Here is a 16,792-nt window from a genome sequence, read left to right as displayed (position 1 = left end):
CACCTGTACGAGTTGCCGGGGCCCTCCCGCGCGGAAAGCATTGTGGGGTGAGTCATGACCTCGCATACCTCCGCTTCCCGCACCTCCACGACGACCGGCTGTGCTTCGCCGCCGAGGACGACCTGTGGATCGCACCGCTCGTCCCCGAGGGCGAGAGCCCCGGCCGGGCCTGGCGGATCACGGTCGACCGCACCCGCGTCGGCCACCCCCGCTTCTCCCCCGACGGCCGCCACATCGCGTACACGACCTGGCGCAGCCTCGATCCGGAGATCCACCTCGCGCCCGTCGAGGGCGGCCCGGCCCGCCGGCTCACCTACTGGGGCGCCACCGACACCCGGGTCTGCGGCTGGACCCCTCCCGACAGCGACGGCCGCAGCGACATCCTGGCCGTGTCCTCGCACGGGCAGCCGTTCTCCTACTTCGCCTGGGCCTACCGCGTGCCCACCGACGGCTCCCCCGGCGGCAAGCTCCCCTGGGGCCCGGTCTCGGACATCGCGGTGCACGAGGAGGAGCACAACGGCGAGGGCCCCGGCGGGCGGCGCACCCTGCTGCTGACCGGCAAGCCCCCGCACGAGCCGGCCTCCTGGAAGCGCTACCGCGGCGGCGCCACCGGACGGCTGTGGCTGCACGGCAAGCGGCTGCTGGAGGACCTCGGCGGCCACCTCGACGCGCCCATGTTCGTCGCCGGCCGGATCGCCTTCCTCTCCGACCACGAGGGCATCGGCAACCTGTACTCCTGCCTGCCCGACGGCACCGACCTGCGCCGGCACACCGACCACGAGGAGTTCTACGCCCGCCACGCCTCCAGCGACGGCTCCCGCGTCGTCTACCAGTGCGCCGGCGAGCTCTGGCTCGTCGACTCGCTCGCCCCCGGCTCCGCCCCGCGCCGACTCGACGTCCGCCTCGGCGGCCCGCGGGCGGGCCGGCGCACCTACCAGGTGCCGGCCGGCAGCCACGTCGACTCGCTGTCCGTCGACACCACCGGCCGGGCCAGCGCCGTCGTCGTCCGCGGCAGCCTGTACTGGCTCACCCACCGCGACGGCCCCGCCCGGACGCTCGCCGACACCCCGGGTGTACGGGTGCGGCAGCCCGAGATGCTCGGCACGGGCGGGCAGGTCGCGTACGTCACGGACGCCGAGGGCGAGGACGCCGTCGAGATCGCCTACCTGCCGCGGGCGTCCGGCGACCGGGAGCCGCGCCGGCTGGCCTCCGGGCAGCTGGGCCGCGTACTGGAGATGGTGGCCGACCCGGCCGGGGAGCGGCTCGCGATCGCCTCCCACGACGGGCGGCTGCTGCTCATCGACGCGACGGAGGAGTCGACCGGCGAGGTCACCGAGCTCATCCGCTCCGTCAACGGGCCCGTCACCGACCTGGCGTTCTCCCCCGACGGCTCGTTCCTGACCTGGTCGCACCCGGGCGTCGGGCACGCGCTGCGGCAGATCAAGATGGCCCGGATCTTCGGCCCCGGCGCGCGGAACATCGTGGACGTCACCAGCGGCCGCTTCGTGGACGAGAACCCGGTCTTCACCCGCGACGGCCGCTACCTGGCCTTCCTGTCGTGGCGCGGCTTCGACCCGGTCTACGACGTGCACACCGGCGACCTGTCGTTCCCGCTGGGCTGCCGCCCGTACCTGGTGCCGCTGTCCTCGGCGACGCCCTCGCCCTTCGCGTTCACCCCCGACGGCCGCCCCGCGGCGGGCGGACTCGACCCGGCGGAGGGGGTGTCCGGCGAGGAGGGCGACGGCTCGGTGACCGTGGAGGTGGAGGGCCTGGAGAGCCGCGTCACCCCGTTCCCGGTGACGGCGTCCAAGTACTCGGCCCTGTACCCGGTGCACGGCGGCGGGCTGGTGTGGCTGCGCTGGCCGATCTCCGGCGCGCTCGGCGAGACCTTCGCCAACCCGGCCGACACCAGCGGCAAGCCCACCCTGGAGCACTTCGACATCACCAAGGCCCGCAAGACCGAACTGGCCTCCGGACTGGACTGGTTCGCGGTCAGCGGCGACGGCACCCGGCTCGTCCTCAACGACGACGGCGACCTGCGGGCCGTCCCCGCCACCGAGGCCGGCGACGGCGACTCCACCGTCTACCTGGACCTGCGGCGCATCCACCACGAGGCGGACCCGGCGGCCGAATGGCGGCAGGCCTACGAGGAGGCGGGCCGGCTGATCCGCGCCTACTTCTGGGAACCGGACATGTGCGGCATCGACTGGGACGGCGTGCTGCGCCAGTACCGGCCGCTCGTCGAACGGGTCGCCTCCCCCGACGAGTTCGCCGACCTGCTGCGCGAGGTCCTCGGCGAGCTCGGCACCTCGCACGCGTACGTCTCGCCCGCCCGCCGCAACGAGGGCCCGCCGCACTACCAGCGGCCCATCGGGCTGCTCGGCGCCGACCTCGTGCCCCGCGACGGGGGTTGGGTCGTCCGCCGGATCCTGCCCGGCGAGGCCTCCGACTCCAAGGCCCGCTCCCCGCTGGCCGGCACCGGCATCCGGGAGGGCGCCGTCCTCACCCACGTCGACGGGCGGCCCGTCGACCCGGTCACCGGGCCCTACCCGCTGCTGGCGGCGGCCGGCGGCACCACCGTCGAGCTGACCTTCGCCCCGGCGGAGGGCGAGGGCGCGGCCCGCCGCGTGGCGGTGGTCCCGCTGATCGACGACCGGCCGCTGCGCTACCAGCACTGGGTGTCCAAGCGCCGCGCCGTGGTCCGCGAGGTCAGCGGCGGCAAGTGCGGCTACCTGCACATCCCCGACATGGGCGGCTCGGGCTGGGCGCAGTTCAACCGGGACCTCAGGATGGAGATGACCCGGCCCGCGCTGATCGTGGACGTCCGCGGCAACGCGGGCGGGCACATCAGCGAGCTGGTGGTGGAGAAGCTCACCCGCTCGATCCTGGGCTGGGACCTCACCCGCAACGCCCAGCCGGTGAGCTACGCCTCCAACGCGCCCCGCGGCCCGATCGTGGCCCTGGCCGACGAGGCCACCTCCTCCGACGGCGACATGATCACCGCGGCCTTCAAACTGCTGGGCCTGGGCCCCGTCGTCGGCCAGCGCACCTGGGGCGGCGTCGTCGGCATGACCGGCCGCCACACGCTGGGCGACGGCACGATCATCACGGTGCCCATGAACGCCGCCTGGTTCCCGGAGTACGGCTGGTCGGTGGAGAACCACGGCGTGGAGCCGGACTTCGCGATCCTGCGGACCCCGCTGGACTGGGCGGAGGGACGCCACGCGCAGCTCGACGACGCCGTGCACCTGGCCCTGGAGCTCCTCGAACAGGAGCCGGCCGCGGTCCCGCCGGGCTACGAGGACGTCCCCGACCTGCGGCGGCCGAAGCTGCCGCCGCGCTAGTGCGGTGAGCGGGGCGGGGCGGGGCGGCGGTACGGGCCTCAGGCCTGCGTACTGCCGCTGCGCTCCCGCTCGTCGGCGGCTCCGCCGGCCCCGACGAGCCCCTTGGAGACGCCGGCCAGCCTCGGCTCGAACCGCTCCACGTCCCGCCGGCCGCCGACCGCGACGAGCCCCGGCAGCCAGCCCCGTACGCCCTGCATCGCGCGCAGCCACCCCTGGGCGTACACGTGCGCCGAGCGCCGCTCGATGCCGGCGACGATGCGGTCGACGGCCGGGCCCAGCGGGTAGGTGCGGTTCGCCGGCCACGGCAGTCGCTGCCGCAGCTCCCGCATCACGTCGTTCTCGTCGGCGCCGCGCACCATGTCGGTGTCGGTCCAGGACAGGTAGCCGACGCCCACCTTGACGCCCTTGTGGGCGACCTCGGCCCGCAGGCAGTGGGCGAAGGCCTCGACCCCGGACTTGGAGGCGCAGTACGCGGTCATCATCGGCGCCGGGGTGATCGCGGCGAGCGAGGCGATCTGCAGGAAGTAGCCGCGGCTCTCGGTGAGCACGGGGAGGAAGGCCCGGCCCGTGACGGCGCTGCCGATCAGGTTGACCTCGATCACCCGGCGCCAGGCCTCGGGGTCGGAGTCGGCGAACGGCCCGCCCGCGGCCACCCCCGCGTTGGCGACGACGATGTCGACCTTGCCGAAGCGCTGCTTGACCTCCTGCGCGACCCGGGCCATGGCCTCGTGGTCGGTGACGTCGGCGTGCCAGTGGTCGCTGTCGGTGTGCAGGCGCTCGGAGACCTCCTTCAGGCCCTGCGGCTCCAGCCCGACCAACGCGATCCGCGCGCCGCGCGCGGACAGCTTGCGGGCGAGCAGCTCGCCGACGCCGCGGGCGGCGCCGGTGACGACGGCGACCTGGCCTTCCAGACTCCTGTGCGGGCTCACGTCGTCTTCTCCTTCGCGGGTGTGCCGGTGTCGGTGCCGGTGCTGGTGCCGGTGCTGGTGCCGGTGCCGGTCCCGGTCCGTGTCCGGGTGGCGGGGCCGAGGTACGCGGCGGTCAGCTCGCGCACCGCGTTGACGACGGCCTCGGGGGCTTCGATCGGGGTCATGTGCCCCATCCCGGTCAGCTCGGTCAACCCGACGCAGTGCGGCAGCGCGGCCGCGATGCGCCGGGCGTGCACGATCGGGGACAGCCGGTCGGCCGTGCCGCCGAGGACCGCGGTGGGGGCGGTGAGGGCGGGCAGGTTCTCGTCCACGTCCAGCTCGGCCAGCACCTGTGACCAGGCGTGCCGGACCGGGGTCGGGCAGGCGTGCACGATCCGGGCGCAGGCCTCGACCCGGTCGGGCGCCGAACCGGGGCCCATGGTGGCGTACTTCAGCACGCGTTTGGCGGGCGGGGTGACCGGGCCGAGCGGTGCGCGGGAGCCGAGGAGCACGCGGGTCAGTCTGGTCCGCAGGGGCCCGGGGCGCAGCGGCACCACGAGGGCCTCGGCGGCCAGCCGGGAGCTGCCGGTGCTGCACAGCAGGACGGCGGCGGCGTGCTCGGTGAGTTCGGGGCGCCCGGCGGCGGCCATGATCGTCATGCCGCCCATGGAGTGCCCGGCCAGGACGGCCCGCTCGCCGGGGGCGAGGGCGGCCCGCAGCACCGCGGCCAGGTCGTCGGCGAGGGCGGTGGTGGAGTATCCGGAGGCGGCGGGGCTGCGGCCGTGGCCGCGCTGGTCGTAGGCGATGACCCGGTGGTCGGCCGCGAGGTCGCGGATCTGGGCGGCCCAGAAGGCGGTGGAGCAGGTCCAGCCGTGAGCGAGCACGACGGGCGGCGCGTCCGGTTCACCGTGCTCCTCCACGTGCAGCCGCGCCCCGTCGGCGGACACGGCGACCAGCTCGCGGCGGGCCGCGGGCGGCGCGTACCGCCCGCTGGTGACGTGCGTCAGACGGCTCACGCGGAACCCTCCTCGGCGGAGGCGGAGGCGGAGGCGGAGGCCGAAGGGGCCGGGGCGGAGGCGGAGGAGCCGGCCGTCCTCGGGGCGCCGGCCCGGGCGGGAACCCGCTCGCCGCCGGGCTCCCGGAGGCGGACGACCTCGTACTCGCTCATGTCCACGGTCCGCGTCAGCCTGCGGAACTCCCCCGTGGTGCCCGGCCAGACGGTGGTGTTGCGGCCCTGCGCGTCCAGGTACCAGCTGGTGCAGCCGCCGGTGTTCCACACCGTCCGCTCCATCCGGGCCTGGACCTGCCGGTTCCACCGGTGCACGGCCGAGGGGCGGGCCGCGAGGGCGACCCGCCCGCCGAGGACGTCCAGCTGGCGCAGGTAGTCGGCCATGTAGTTCAGCTGGGACTCGATCATCAGGATCATCGAGCTGTTCCCGAGCCCGGTGTTCGGCCCGATGATCGTCATCCAGTTCGGGAAGCCGGCGGCGGTCGCCCCGCGCAGGGCCTGCATGCCGTCCTTCCAGTGGTCCGCGAGGGTGCGGCCCTCCGCGCCCACGACCCGGTCGGCGATCGGCATGTCCGTGACGTGGAAACCGGTGCCGAAGACGATCGCGTCGGCCTCGGTCTCGGTGCCGTCGGCGGCGACGAGGACGTTGCCCCGGATCTCCTTCAGCCCGGAGGCGACCAGGTCCACGTCGGGGCGGGCGAGCGCCGGGTAGTAGTCGCTGGAGAGCAGGATCCGCTTGCAGCCGATCCGGTACGAGGGCGTCAGCTTGGCCCGCAGCGCCGGGTCCTTGATCGAGCGCGCCATGTTGGCCTTGGCCAGGGACTCGATCAGCCCGAGCTGGTTCGGCCGCTTGGTGAAGGCGCTGACCTGTAGTTCCCTGATCCCCCACAGCAGCCCGCGGCGGGCGGCCCGGGTGAACGGCAGCTGCCGGTGCAGCCAGCGCTCGACGGTGCTGACGGCACGGTCGGTGCGGGGCATCACCCACGGCGCGGTGCGCTGGAAGAGGGTGAGCCGCTCCACCTCGGGGGCGATGGCCGGGACGATCTGGATGGCGGAGGCGCCGGTACCGACCACGGCGACCCGCTTGCCGCGCAGGTCGTAGCCGTGGTCCCAGCGCGCGGAGTGGAAGACGGTGCCGGGGAACTCGGCGAGCCCGGGGATCTCGGGCAGCTTCGGGTCGGACAGCGGCCCGGTCGCGGAGACGACGACGTCGGCGGTGAGCGTGCCGGCGGAGGTCTCCAGCTCCCAGCGCAGTTCGGCGGCGTCCCAGCGGGCCGTCAGCAGCTCGGAGTCCAGCCGGATGTGCGGGCGGAGCCCGAAGGTGTCGGCGACGTGCTCCAGGTACGCCCGGATGTGCGGCTGGCCGGAGAAGGTCCGCGGCCAGTCGGGGTTGGGCGCGAAGGAGAACGAGTACAGGTGGGACGGGACGTCGCAGGCGCAGCCCGGGTAGCTGTTGTCCCGCCAGGTCCCGCCGACGGAGTCGGCCCGTTCGAGGACGACGAAGTCCGTGATCCCCTCGCGGCGCAGCCGGACGGCCGCGCCGAGCCCGCCGAAGCCGGACCCGATCACCGCCACCCGGACGTGCTCGCGTCCGCGCTCGCGCACGTCGCCGCTTCCGTGCCCGCCCTCGCGCCTGCCTGTGCCGCCCATGCCGCCTCCCAGCCCACACAACACACCATCGCGCCACGCTGCCAGCAATCACTGGCACAATCGGGAGGGTAGAGCAGCTCCGTACCGCTGGGTAGGGGTCGCACCCGGAAAGTTACTGCCGGTACGCCATAGGCTTCGGCCGTGGCAGACACGGAAGCGGGGACGACAGTGCGCGAATACCGTACGGAGGAGCTGGCCGAGGCCGCCGGCATCTCCGTCCGCACCCTGCGCTTCTACCGCGAGCGCAGGCTCCTGCCGCCGCCGCGCCGCGAGGGCCGGATCGCCTGGTACGACGACCACCACCTGGCCCGGCTGCGCACCATCACCGCCCTCCTCGAACGCGGCCACACCCTCGGCGGCATCGCCGAGCTGACGGCCGCCTTCGAGAACGGCCGCGACGTGAGCCAGCTCGGCGAACTGCTCGGCATCGGCTGGTCCGAGGAGACCCCCGTACGCCTGACCCCGGAGGCGCTGGCCGACTACTTCGAGGGCGAGGTCACCCCGGAGAACCTGGCGGCCTCCCTCGACCTCGGCTACCTGGCCACCGACGGCGACGAGATCGTCCACGTCAGCCGCCGCCTCCTGGACGTCTCCTCGGCGCTGGTGCGCGAGGGGGTCCCGCTCGCGGCCGTCCTGGAGACCGGGCGCCGGGTCCGCGAGCACGCGGACGCGCTCGCAGCCCTGTTGGCCAGCCTCGTCACGGAGCACCTGGACGAGGACGCGGTCGGCCGTCTGCGCCCGCTGGCCAAGAGCGTGGTCGAGGCCGAACTGTCCATGGCCATGGACCGCCTACTGGCCGCGGCGTCCGCCCCGCCCCAGCCCGAGACGACCGCATCGTCCGAGACGACCGGGACCCCGGAGGGCCCCCGCTCCCCTCAGACCCCGGCCCCGTAGACGACGGTCACCGGCGCGTGGTCCGACCACCGCTCCGGGTGCGTCTCGGCCCGCTCCACGAAGGCCTTCACGGCCCGCTCCGCCAGCCCCGGCGTCGCGACCTGGAGGTCGATGCGCCAGCCGGCGTCGTTGTCGAAGGCCCGCCCCCGGTAGGACCACCAGGAGTACGGCCCCTCCGCGTCGGGGTGCAGCTCGCGGACGACGTCCACGTAGCCGGCCTCGGAGTAGACCTTGCCGAGCCACTCCCGTTCCTCGGGCAGGAAGCCGGCGCTCTTGCGGTTGGTCCGCCAGTTCTTCAGGTCCGCTTCCCGGTGGCAGATGTTCCAGTCGCCGCACACGACGACCTCGCGCCCGTCGGCCGCCGCCTTCTCCTTCAGGGCGGCCAGGTAGGGCAGGAACTCCGCCATGAACCGGTACTTCTCGTCCTGCTTCTCGGTCCCGGCCTCCCCGGAGGGCAGGTAGAGGCTGGCGACGACCACGCCGGGCAGGTCGACCTCCAGGTACCGCCCGGAGGCGTCGAACTCGTCGCTGCCGAAGCCCACCTGCACCCGCTCGGGCTCCCGCCGCGCGTACACCGCGACCCCGGCCCGCCCCTTGGCGGCGGACGGCGCGAAGACGGTGTGCCAGCCCTCGGGTTCCCGCACCTCGTCCGGGATCTGCTCCTCCTGCGCCCGCACCTCCTGCAGGCACACGACGTCGGCCTCCGAGCCGGCCAGCCACGGGGAGAACCCCTTCTTGGCGGCGGCGCGGATCCCATTCACATTCACGGAGGTCACGGTGAGCATCCCAGCACCATAGCCGGACCCTTCCGTACGATGGCCGGATGTCTCACGGGATAGACCTGCGCGCGGTGCCGTACGACCACCCGGACGCGATCAGGCTCAACGACCAGGTTCAGCTCGAATACCAGGAGCGGTACGACGGCGAGGGCGACGCGACCCACCTCGACCCGGCGATGTTCCTGCCGCCGTATGGCCTGTACCTCGTCGCGTACGACACGTCGGGGAGCCCGTTGGCCACCGGCGGCTGGCGTGCCCAGGACGAGAACGACGAGGGCTACTCGGACGGCGACGCCGAGCTGAAGCGCATGTACGTCATCCCCCGGGCCCGCGGCCTCGGCCTGGCCCGCCGCATCCTGGCGGAACTGGAGGCCGACGCCCGCGCGGCCGGCCGCACCCGCATGGTCCTGGAGACCGGCGACAAGCAGCCGGAGGCGATCGCCCTCTACCTCTCCGAGGGCTACACCCCGACGGAGAAGTTCGGCTACTACCGCGACTACGCATCCAGCCGCTGCATGGCCAAGTCCCTCACCTGACGCCCGGCCGAGGAATCGGGATCCCGCCCGGACGCCGACCGGGCAGGATCCTTTCGCTGCCCCGGCCCCGGCCCTGCCCCGGCCCCGGCCCCGGCGGACGGAAAGAAGCCCGGCCGTGACCGAAACCGGTCCGGCTGCGGTCCTCGCGCCCCAAGGACGTCATTCGGCTCACCGGGTACGTCGGCAGCACCGTGTTCTTCACCCCCAGCCGGGCCCGACCGTACGGGTGAGCCCGACCGGCCCGGACGGGCTTGCGTCCGGGACCTGGAACGGGCGGCCGTCGGCGTCCAGGCTAGTGAAAATGCCCCGCCACGTACGGACGCGGACGCACCGTCGCCGACGCCCTGGGAGGCTGGGCCGAGGACCTTCCGGCGCCGATCACGGGTTCGGCCGGAGGGCGGCCGCCAGTGGTGCCGGATGCGCATCTACGCCTCCGGTCCGGGCCGCACGGGCCGGCCGTGACAGGGCGGGCGGGAAGCGGCCCGGTTGCGGTCGGCCGACGAGCGGTCGGCCCTGGCCGACCTACGGAGGGCGCTACTGTGTCGACTGCGGATACGCGATCCATCGTCTCGTTTCTTCCGACCATCACGGGACTCTCCCTCGCTTTCGCGGTCACGGCCATCGACCCGCTGGTGCTCAGCCTGAACATGCCGCAGATCAGCCGGGCCCTCCACGTGCCGCCCGAAGTCGTCGGGTTCCTGGGGGGCGCGGCGACACTGGTCGTGGCCGCCGCCGTGCTCGCCGTGGGCACTCTCGGGGACGCCTTCGGGCTCAAGCGGCTGTTGATGCTGGGGCTGGTCGGCGACATCGTCGTCAACCTGCTCTCCGCGTTCTCCCCCGGCTACACGTTCCTGCTGGTGATGCGCCTCCTCGACGGCCTGGCGCTGGCCGCGATGCTGGGAGTGTCGCTGGCCCTGCTCAAGGTGTCGGTGCCGGCGGAAAAGCGGCCGGCGGCCATCGGCATCTTCATGGCCATCGAGATGGTGCTGTGCGGGGTGACCCCCGCGGCCGGGGGCTGGCTGACGGAGACACTCGGCTGGCGGTGGCTGTTCCTGCTCGCCCCACTGCTGTCGCTGATCGCGCTCGGGCTGACGGCCCGGTACGTCACCGAGCCCCCTGTCCTGCAGCGCCGCAGAGTCGACGTCGTCGGCATCAGCCTGGTCGGCCTCGCCCTGCTGACCCTCGTCCACGGCATCGCCGAGGCGGAGAACGGAATCACCCGGATCGAGGCCTGGCTGCCGTTGGTGGTCAGTGCGGTCGCCGGCGTGCTGTTCGTGTTCCATGAGCGCCGGACACCGGAACCGGTTCTGGAGCTGTCGCTGTTCCGCAGCGGCCCGTTCACCGTGGCCGCGCTGGCCAGCCTGACGCTGAACTTCGTCATCGCGGGGTTCAGTTTCGTCCTGGCGCAGTTCGGCAGTGTGATCCTGGCGCTGCCCCCGCGCACGATCGGCCTGCTGTACCTGCCCGGCACCCTGCTGATCGCAACGGCCGTCGTCCTCGCCGGGCGCCTGATCGCCAAGTACACCCCCCGGCCCGTCCTCATCACCGGCCTGTCGCTGATGGCCGCGAGCGGGCTGCTGATGGCGGTCACCGCCAGGCCCACGATGGCCGTGTGGATCCTCGTCCTGGCCACCTGGCTCGCCAACCTCGGCTCGCTGGTGTCCTCCGCCTCGGTGGCCGAGACCATCCTCTCGCACGCTCCCCCCGGGAAGTCCGGCGCCGTGGCCTCCGTCCAGCCTGCTTTCGGCATGACCGGCTACGCGCTCGGCCCCGCGCTCTACCTGCTGCTGCTCAACCTCTTCTTCCAGCGACAGTGGCTCAACGAAGCCGATGAGCGCGGTATGGCGGCGGCGCAGGCCGAGCAGGCCGTGGACGCGACACGAAGCGCGATGGCGCACAGTCCGGGCACCGCCGGATACGACCCGAACCTGCTCCGGCAGTCCGGCCTGGACCTCGGGCTGGACTTCACCAACGGCCTGAGGCTCACCATGGCGGTCACGAGCCTCGCGCCGCTCGCCGTGGCCGTGGCGGCGTACCTGCTCATGCCCCGCCGGAGCCGGACCGCACCGCAGGACCGACCGGAGTGACGGATCGAGCGGCTGTTTTCCCGGCAGGGTCCTGAACCGGGGACCGACAGGTGCCCGCCAGGTCCGGCACGGGCTGCGGAGGCGCATGCGGTGGGTCAGCATGGCAGAGGGGGATGTTCCCGAGTGGAGGTTCCCATGGCTGACAACGAGACTCTCGTCCGCGATCTCTTCCGGGCATGGAACGACCGGGACTACGACGCCATCGCCGGGGCAGTCGCTCCGGACTGCACGCTCACCGACAAGGGCAGCGGGAGGAAGCTGGAGGGCCCAGAGGGGTTCACCTGGCTCGCCAAAACCATGTTCGACGCGATGCCCGACGGCACGTTCACCCTCGACCGCCTCACGTCCCAGGGAGACACGGTCGTCGTCGAGTACACGGGCAGCGGGACCCAGACCGGGGACCTGGTCCTGCATGCGGGCACCGTGCCCGCCACGGGACGTCACGTCACGCTGCACGCGTGCGATATCTACGAGGTCAGGGACGGCAGGATCCAGGAGGGTCGGGCCTATCTGGACACCGGCGCGATCATGAGCCAGCTCGGTCTGACCGAGCAGCTGCGAGCCTGACCGCGATAAGCGCCCCGCCCGCCGGGCGAAAACCGGCACGGACACCCGACACCCGACACCCCAGTACCACACAGCACAACGGGCTCACGCGCGTCCGACAGCAGCACCGACGCCCCTACGCGGCCGAACCTCCCCACGCCCCGGCCGATCCCGGACAACCACCCGAGGCCGCACCCGCGTGGGGACACCGCCTCGAACAGGCCCCGGAAACGCATCTCGCGACGATTCCCGGCAGCTATCCGAGAACTGCCGTCTGCGGACTGTTCACGAGTGCAGGTGACGTGCGGCGACCACAGGACCCTGAAGATCGTTTCCCGTACCATCGAAATCGTTCCGCAGCGACGAGGGGCGCCGAACCGGTGGCCGGCGATCCGCCCCTCCGCCCTCTTCTGGGTGATGGCGCCAGGGCCAGTTTCGAAGTAATTTCAAAGTTATGGGTATCGAGAACTCGGCCGTGAACTTCTCCGAGCTGGTGAACAAGAACAAGCAGACGCTTGCCCGGCTGCAGGAATCGCCGAGACTGCTCTTGCACCGCAGAGACGGCGAGGATCTGGTCCTCACCACCGCGGCCCGGGCCGAACAGGACCAGACCGTGGTGTCGGCAGCCACCCGAATGCTGGCCGCGATGGCACGCCGGGAGCCAGGCAGCATGGAGCTGCTCCTGGACATACTGCCGGACGCCTTCCCGTGGGTCCGTTTCCTGCCTGAGCCCGATCTCCACGCTTTCGCCGTCGAACTGGTCGACACCATGCGTGCCGCCGACTCGCTCGGCAACAGCGCGTCCGTCGCCCAGTTGCTGATCGCCTGGCAGCACACCGCCGAGGTCTACTCCGACCCCGAACTGCTGGCCGCACTGACCAGGGAGCACGGCGAAGACTACGGCCTGGTGCCGGACCCGCAGGGCGCCGTATGAGCGCGGGTCGCGGCGAGCGCGCCGCACCACCGGCGCCATCAGGCCACTGGGAAGTCCGCTTCGCCGACGCGGCCTCGGCCAAGGGCTGGGAGAGCCTCGCCCAACAGGCCCGGGAGAACACCTACCGCGCCTGGGTCACCATGCGCACGAACCCCAGACCAGCCACCGAGACGCCCCGGCACCACCGGCTCAAGGGCGCTCTGGGGCATGGCACCCACCGCGGACAGACCTGCGAGCAGTGGCAGATCGAGGTGACCGGCGGCGGTCGCATCTGGTACCTCCTGGACACCGCCCGCGAAACCTGCTGGATCAGCTTCGCAGGTACAGGGCACCCTCGCGCCACAGACCACCACTGAGCCCGTACGGCGACGCGAGACCACGAAACGAGGGCGGCGGGCACCGCGTTGTCCTCGCTGCCGCGGCCTGCTGATCACCTCACCAGGGCCGCGTGCCTCAGAGGCCATATGGGGTGCCGACACCGGTCGGTCCGTCGTAGCCGGGCACGGCGGTGCACGGGCGGGAGCCGCCACGGGTGGTGCGGACGCAGGTCGGGCGGGTGTGGCCGGTTGGCGCCCTGCACTCCCCCCCCCTGCGATCTTGCTGCGGCTCGCCCCACGTTCGGCTGGGGCTTCGAGGGACGTGTGGTTGCGCAACGAGGTCACGGAACTCCCGGGAAGCGCTTCGTCCGCCATCACTGCGAACGGGCTTTCCCCGCCCCACCACCAGCGGCGGTCCGCCCGAGCGCCCGACAACCCAGCACCGCACAACGGGCTCAGGCACGTCCGACAGCAGCACCGACGCCCCTACGCGGCCGAACCTCCCCACGCCCCGGCCGATCCCGGACAACCACCCGAAGCCGCACCCGCATGGGGACACCGCCTCGAACAGGCCCCGCAAACGCCGAGATCCCCGCCCCGCCTTTCGGCGGAACGGGATCTCGTGACGATCCTTGAGAGCTACTCAAGAACTGTCGTCTGTGGACCTGTGGGGATTTGAACCCCAGACCCCCTCGATGCGAACGAGGTGCGCTACCAGACTGCGCCACAGGCCCTTGCGACGTGTGAAACATTAGCATCCTCGCGTCGCTGCACCAAAATCCGTTCCCCGGAACGGTCGCGAGGCCGTCATTCGTTGGCCGCGCGGGGGCGCTCGTCGCTCTCGTACTGGTCGAACAGCGGGGTGCGTCCGCGGTCCCGGCCGCGCGGGCGGGCGCCCTGCTGGGGCGCTACGGCGTCCGGCTTCGCCGGGGCTCCGGGCTGGGCGCGCAGGCGGGGGTCGGTCGGCTCGGCCGTGCTGGAGCGGGCGGCGCTCCAGCCGTCCGGCGCCGCCGGGCCGGTGGCGCGGGGGGCGACCGGGGCCGTCACGTACGTGGGGAGCGGGACCGGGACCGGCTCCCAGCTCTCGCCGCGGCCGGGGCCGCGTTCGCGCTGCTGGTCCACCCATTCGGCGTGGTCGGTCTGCTCGACCAGGGCGCGCCGCCCGGCCTCCTGCGGGGAGACCGCCGCCGCGGCCTCCGGTTCGGCGCCCGCCGCCTCCTCGGCCTCGCGGCGGCCCGAGCGGTTCTCGCGCAGCTGGCGGGCGGCCGCCTCGGCGCGCCGGCGGTCCATGGTGAACTCGTAGCGCCGCCGCTCCTGGGCGCGCAGGTACGCGATGTACGCGCTCAGCATCACGGCCGGCAGGCCCGGCGCCCACAGGTAGGCGACACCGCCGACCGCGGCGACGACGGCGCCCAGCGTGAAGACGAGGAAGAGGAGCGCGGTGGTGCGCCGGCGGCGGGCGAGCACCTGCAGGCGCTGTTGGCGCCGCTGCCGCTCGGCCACGGCCTGCCGCTCCACGACGGCCGACCTCGGCTCCGTCCTGGTCGCGGGCATGCCGACGGGCCGGACGTCGGCGTCCACGGAATTCACCGTTTCCGTCGCGGCGTCCGGATCAGCAAGGTACTGGGGCTCCGCCTCCTGGTCGGCCCGCTCACGCAGCCCCTTGGCGTAACGGCGCTCCATTCCCGCCCGACCGGAAAGCAGCCGGATGGCAGTGGAGAAGCGTTCCGTCGGACGGGCCTCGTTCAGCTCGTCCTGCCTCCGGAGCCACATGGGCACCAAGTAGGCGGCCCAGGCCCCCACAATGACTGCGTAGATGAGGCCGCTGCTGCTCACACCTCACACCGTAGAGGGATACGGCCGGGAGGATCCGCCAATTGGACCGGTGTGTCGCACGAACCGGCTGATATCAACGACTTTTTTTGTGATTCTTCGGATCAGGATATGGGCGAATCGGATCCCGACCACAGGAATTCGAACATATATTCGGTTCGGGTTTGGCGGCGGTCCGCCCGCCGTTTATGGCGCCCCCGGCTCCGGCCCCCGGTCCCGCGTGCGGTGCCAGCGGTTCACCAGCCCGTCCTGGACCTCCTCCGCCGTCAGCGCGTACACCAGGTGGTCCCGCCAGGCGCCGTCGATGTGCAGGTAGCGCGGCCGCAGCCCCTCCTCGCGGAAGCCCAGCTTCTCCACCACGCGCCGGCTCGGCCCGTTCTCCGGCCGGATGCACACCTCGATCCGGTGCAGTCCCACCCGCGCGAAGCAGTGGTCCACCGCGAGCGCCACGGCGGTGGGCATCACGCCCCGCCCCGCCACCTCCCGGTCCACCCAGTAGCCGACGTGGCCCGCGCACATGGAGCCCCAGGTGATCCCGGCGACCGTCAGCTGGCCGACCAGCCGCCCCTGGTACTCGATGACGAAGGGCAGCATCCGCCCCGCGTTGGCCTCCGCCCGCAGGTGGCGGACCATCTGCCGGTACGTCGGGCGCTGGATTACCGGCCCCCAGGGCGCGGGCGGCGGAATCGTTGCTTCCCACGGTCGGAGCCATTCGCGGTTGCGGCGGTTCACCTCGCGCCAGGCGCTCTGGTCCCGCATTTTTATCGGCCGGAGGGTGACGTCGCCGTCGGTGAGCGCCACCGGCCAGGTGGGTCCGTTCAGCTCGGGCTCCCCGACGGTGCCGGGTGGTCTCCGCCCCGGATCTGGTCCACCGCGTGCGGGAGGATCCGCGCCAGCACCGCGAGCCCGTCGCGGACGCCCCCGGTGGAGCCGGGCAGGTTCACGATCAGGGTGCGCCCTGCCACGCCCGCACGGCCCCGGGACAGCGCCGCGGTCGGCACCTTCGCCAGACCCTCGGCCCGGATGGCCTCCGGGATGCCCGGGACCTCGTAGTCCAGCACCCGCGCGGTGACGTCCGCGGTGCGGTCGGTCGGCGAGATGCCGGTGCCGCCGGTGGTGAGGATGACGTCGTACCCCGCGGCCACGCCCTCGCGCAGCGCCTGCTCGACGGGGTCGCCGTCCGGGACGACGCGCGGGCCGTCCACGGTGAAGCCGAGCGCGAGCAGCCCCTCGGCCAGCAGCGGGCCGCCCTTGTCGGCGTAGACGCCGGCCGAGGCCCGGTTGGAGGCGGTGACCACGAGCCCGCGCACCTGGCGGGAGCCGGACTCGCCGGCCGGCGCCGGCGCCCCGGCGGGACCCTCGGCCGCGTCCCCGCCATGGGCGTGGCTGTGGCTGAAGGCGTCGCCGCCGCGCGGGGCGTTCACGCGCGGGTCCAGTCGCCGGACTTGCCGCCGGTCTTCTCCTCCACCCGGACGTCCGTGATGACGGCGCCCTTGTCGACGGCCTTGACCATGTCGATCACGGTGAGCCCGGCGACCGCGACCGCGGTCAGCGCCTCCATCTCCACGCCCGTGCGGTCGGTGGTCCTGACGGTGGCGAGGATCTCGACGGCGTCGTCGGCGACCGACAGGTCCACCTTCACCCCGGAGACGGCCAGCGGGTGGCAGAGCGGGATCAGGTCGGGGGTCTTCTTCGCGCCCATGATCCCGGCGATCCGCGCGGTGGCGAGGGCGTCGCCCTTGGGTACGCCCTCGCCGCGCAGCAGCCCGACCACCCGGGGGGAGACGAGCACGCGCCCGCTGGCGCGCGCCGTCCGCGTCGTGACGTCCTTCTCCGAGACGTCCACCATCCGGGCCGCTCCGGCCTCGTCGATGTGCGTCAGCCTGCTCTGCGTGTTCATGGGTCCGTGCCGCTCCCGCTCCCGGGCCCCGAGGGGGCCTGTGTCGTGCAACACG

15 protein-coding genes and 1 tRNA gene are annotated in these 16,792 nt (G+C 73.0%); 7 read left to right on the top strand and 9 right to left on the bottom strand.

Going from position 1 to position 16,792, the window contains the following annotated elements:
- Positions 1 to 47 precede the first annotated feature (47 nt).
- Positions 48 to 3,344 carry a S41 family peptidase gene (locus ACSHWO_RS20305; protein ID WP_385805953.1) on the top strand — a complete coding sequence of 1,099 codons (3,297 nt, stop codon included), beginning with the start codon at positions 48 to 50 and terminating at the stop codon, positions 3,342 to 3,344.
- A gap of 38 nt (positions 3,345 to 3,382) precedes the next feature.
- Here the strand turns inward: ACSHWO_RS20305 and ACSHWO_RS20300 are convergent, their stop codons facing one another.
- The 3 genes from ACSHWO_RS20300 to ACSHWO_RS20290 are packed head-to-tail and all read right to left on the bottom strand — an operon-like array spanning position 3,383 to position 6,911.
- Complete coding sequence (locus tag ACSHWO_RS20300; RefSeq protein WP_438313586.1) at positions 3,383 to 4,273, bottom strand: SDR family oxidoreductase; 891 nt, start codon at positions 4,271 to 4,273, stop codon at positions 3,383 to 3,385.
- The gene (locus ACSHWO_RS20295; protein ID WP_438313584.1) at positions 4,270 to 5,268 is read right to left on the bottom strand and encodes an alpha/beta fold hydrolase; all 999 of its coding nucleotides are present in this window, start codon (positions 5,266 to 5,268) and stop codon (positions 4,270 to 4,272) included. Before ACSHWO_RS20295 ends, ACSHWO_RS20300 begins: the two co-directional genes overlap by 4 nt.
- Complete coding sequence (locus tag ACSHWO_RS20290; protein ID WP_438313582.1) at positions 5,265 to 6,911, bottom strand: flavin-containing monooxygenase; 1,647 nt, start codon at positions 6,909 to 6,911, stop codon at positions 5,265 to 5,267. The genes ACSHWO_RS20295 and ACSHWO_RS20290 overlap by 4 nt, the downstream gene beginning before the upstream one ends.
- A 141-nt stretch (positions 6,912 to 7,052) precedes the next feature.
- Between ACSHWO_RS20290 and ACSHWO_RS20285 the strand changes: the two genes are divergently transcribed.
- Positions 7,053 to 7,805, top strand: coding sequence for a MerR family transcriptional regulator (locus ACSHWO_RS20285; protein WP_438313580.1), 753 nt, complete (start codon positions 7,053 to 7,055; stop codon positions 7,803 to 7,805).
- Here ACSHWO_RS20285 and ACSHWO_RS20280 read toward each other — a convergent pair.
- A complete protein-coding gene (locus ACSHWO_RS20280) occupies positions 7,787 to 8,590 on the bottom strand; it encodes an exodeoxyribonuclease III (RefSeq protein ID WP_361099742.1) in 804 nt (267 codons plus the stop codon). The two genes, ACSHWO_RS20285 and ACSHWO_RS20280, sit on opposite strands and share 19 nt — an antisense overlap.
- Before the next feature lie 38 nt (positions 8,591 to 8,628).
- Here ACSHWO_RS20280 and ACSHWO_RS20275 point away from each other — a divergent pair, with 38 nt between their 5' ends.
- The 5 genes from ACSHWO_RS20275 to ACSHWO_RS20255 all read left to right on the top strand — a co-directional run bounded on the left by ACSHWO_RS20275 (position 8,629) and on the right by ACSHWO_RS20255 (position 13,043).
- On the top strand, positions 8,629 to 9,120 hold the full coding sequence (locus tag ACSHWO_RS20275) for a GNAT family N-acetyltransferase (protein WP_438313578.1): 492 nt from the start codon (positions 8,629 to 8,631) through the stop codon (positions 9,118 to 9,120).
- Positions 9,121 to 9,659: 539 nt separating this feature from the next.
- The gene (locus ACSHWO_RS20270) at positions 9,660 to 11,207 is read left to right on the top strand and encodes an MFS transporter (RefSeq protein ID WP_438313576.1); all 1,548 of its coding nucleotides are present in this window, start codon (positions 9,660 to 9,662) and stop codon (positions 11,205 to 11,207) included.
- A gap of 135 nt (positions 11,208 to 11,342) precedes the next feature.
- Entirely contained in the window at positions 11,343 to 11,774 is a 432-nt protein-coding gene (locus ACSHWO_RS20265; protein WP_438313574.1) for an ester cyclase, read from the top strand.
- A gap of 433 nt (positions 11,775 to 12,207) precedes the next feature.
- Entirely contained in the window at positions 12,208 to 12,687 is a 480-nt protein-coding gene (locus tag ACSHWO_RS20260; RefSeq protein ID WP_438313572.1) for a hypothetical protein, read from the top strand.
- Positions 12,684 to 13,043: a hypothetical protein gene (locus ACSHWO_RS20255; RefSeq protein WP_438313570.1), complete on the top strand. Its 360-nt coding sequence runs from the start codon at positions 12,684 to 12,686 to the stop codon at positions 13,041 to 13,043. Before ACSHWO_RS20260 ends, ACSHWO_RS20255 begins: the two co-directional genes overlap by 4 nt.
- 621 nt (positions 13,044 to 13,664) lie before the next feature.
- Here the strand turns inward: ACSHWO_RS20255 and ACSHWO_RS20250 are convergent.
- From ACSHWO_RS20250 to moaC, 5 genes are all read right to left on the bottom strand, one after another.
- A tRNA-Ala gene (locus ACSHWO_RS20250) sits at positions 13,665 to 13,738 on the bottom strand.
- A 73-nt stretch (positions 13,739 to 13,811) separates the two neighbouring features.
- Positions 13,812 to 14,840 carry a divisome protein SepX/GlpR gene (gene sepX / locus ACSHWO_RS20245; RefSeq protein WP_361099748.1) on the bottom strand — a complete coding sequence of 343 codons (1,029 nt, stop codon included), beginning with the start codon at positions 14,838 to 14,840 and terminating at the stop codon, positions 13,812 to 13,814.
- Positions 14,841 to 15,023: 183 nt separating this feature from the next.
- Positions 15,024 to 15,638 carry a GNAT family N-acetyltransferase gene (locus ACSHWO_RS20240; RefSeq protein ID WP_438313567.1) on the bottom strand — a complete coding sequence of 205 codons (615 nt, stop codon included), beginning with the start codon at positions 15,636 to 15,638 and terminating at the stop codon, positions 15,024 to 15,026.
- A gap of 17 nt (positions 15,639 to 15,655) precedes the next feature.
- Positions 15,656 to 16,147: a MogA/MoaB family molybdenum cofactor biosynthesis protein gene (locus ACSHWO_RS20235; RefSeq protein WP_361099829.1), complete on the bottom strand. Its 492-nt coding sequence runs from the start codon at positions 16,145 to 16,147 to the stop codon at positions 15,656 to 15,658.
- Positions 16,148 to 16,257: 110 nt separating this feature from the next.
- Positions 16,258 to 16,737 carry a cyclic pyranopterin monophosphate synthase MoaC gene (gene moaC, locus ACSHWO_RS20230; protein ID WP_361099754.1) on the bottom strand — a complete coding sequence of 160 codons (480 nt, stop codon included), beginning with the start codon at positions 16,735 to 16,737 and terminating at the stop codon, positions 16,258 to 16,260.
- Positions 16,738 to 16,792: the final 55 nt, after the last annotated feature.

Source organism: Streptomyces pallidus (ex Mingjun et al. 2026) (assembly GCF_051550185.1).
GTDB lineage: Bacteria > Actinomycetota > Actinomycetes > Streptomycetales > Streptomycetaceae > Streptomyces.
Note: the sequence above shows the minus strand (reverse complement) of the source record. Positions and strands in the feature narration are given on the sequence as shown.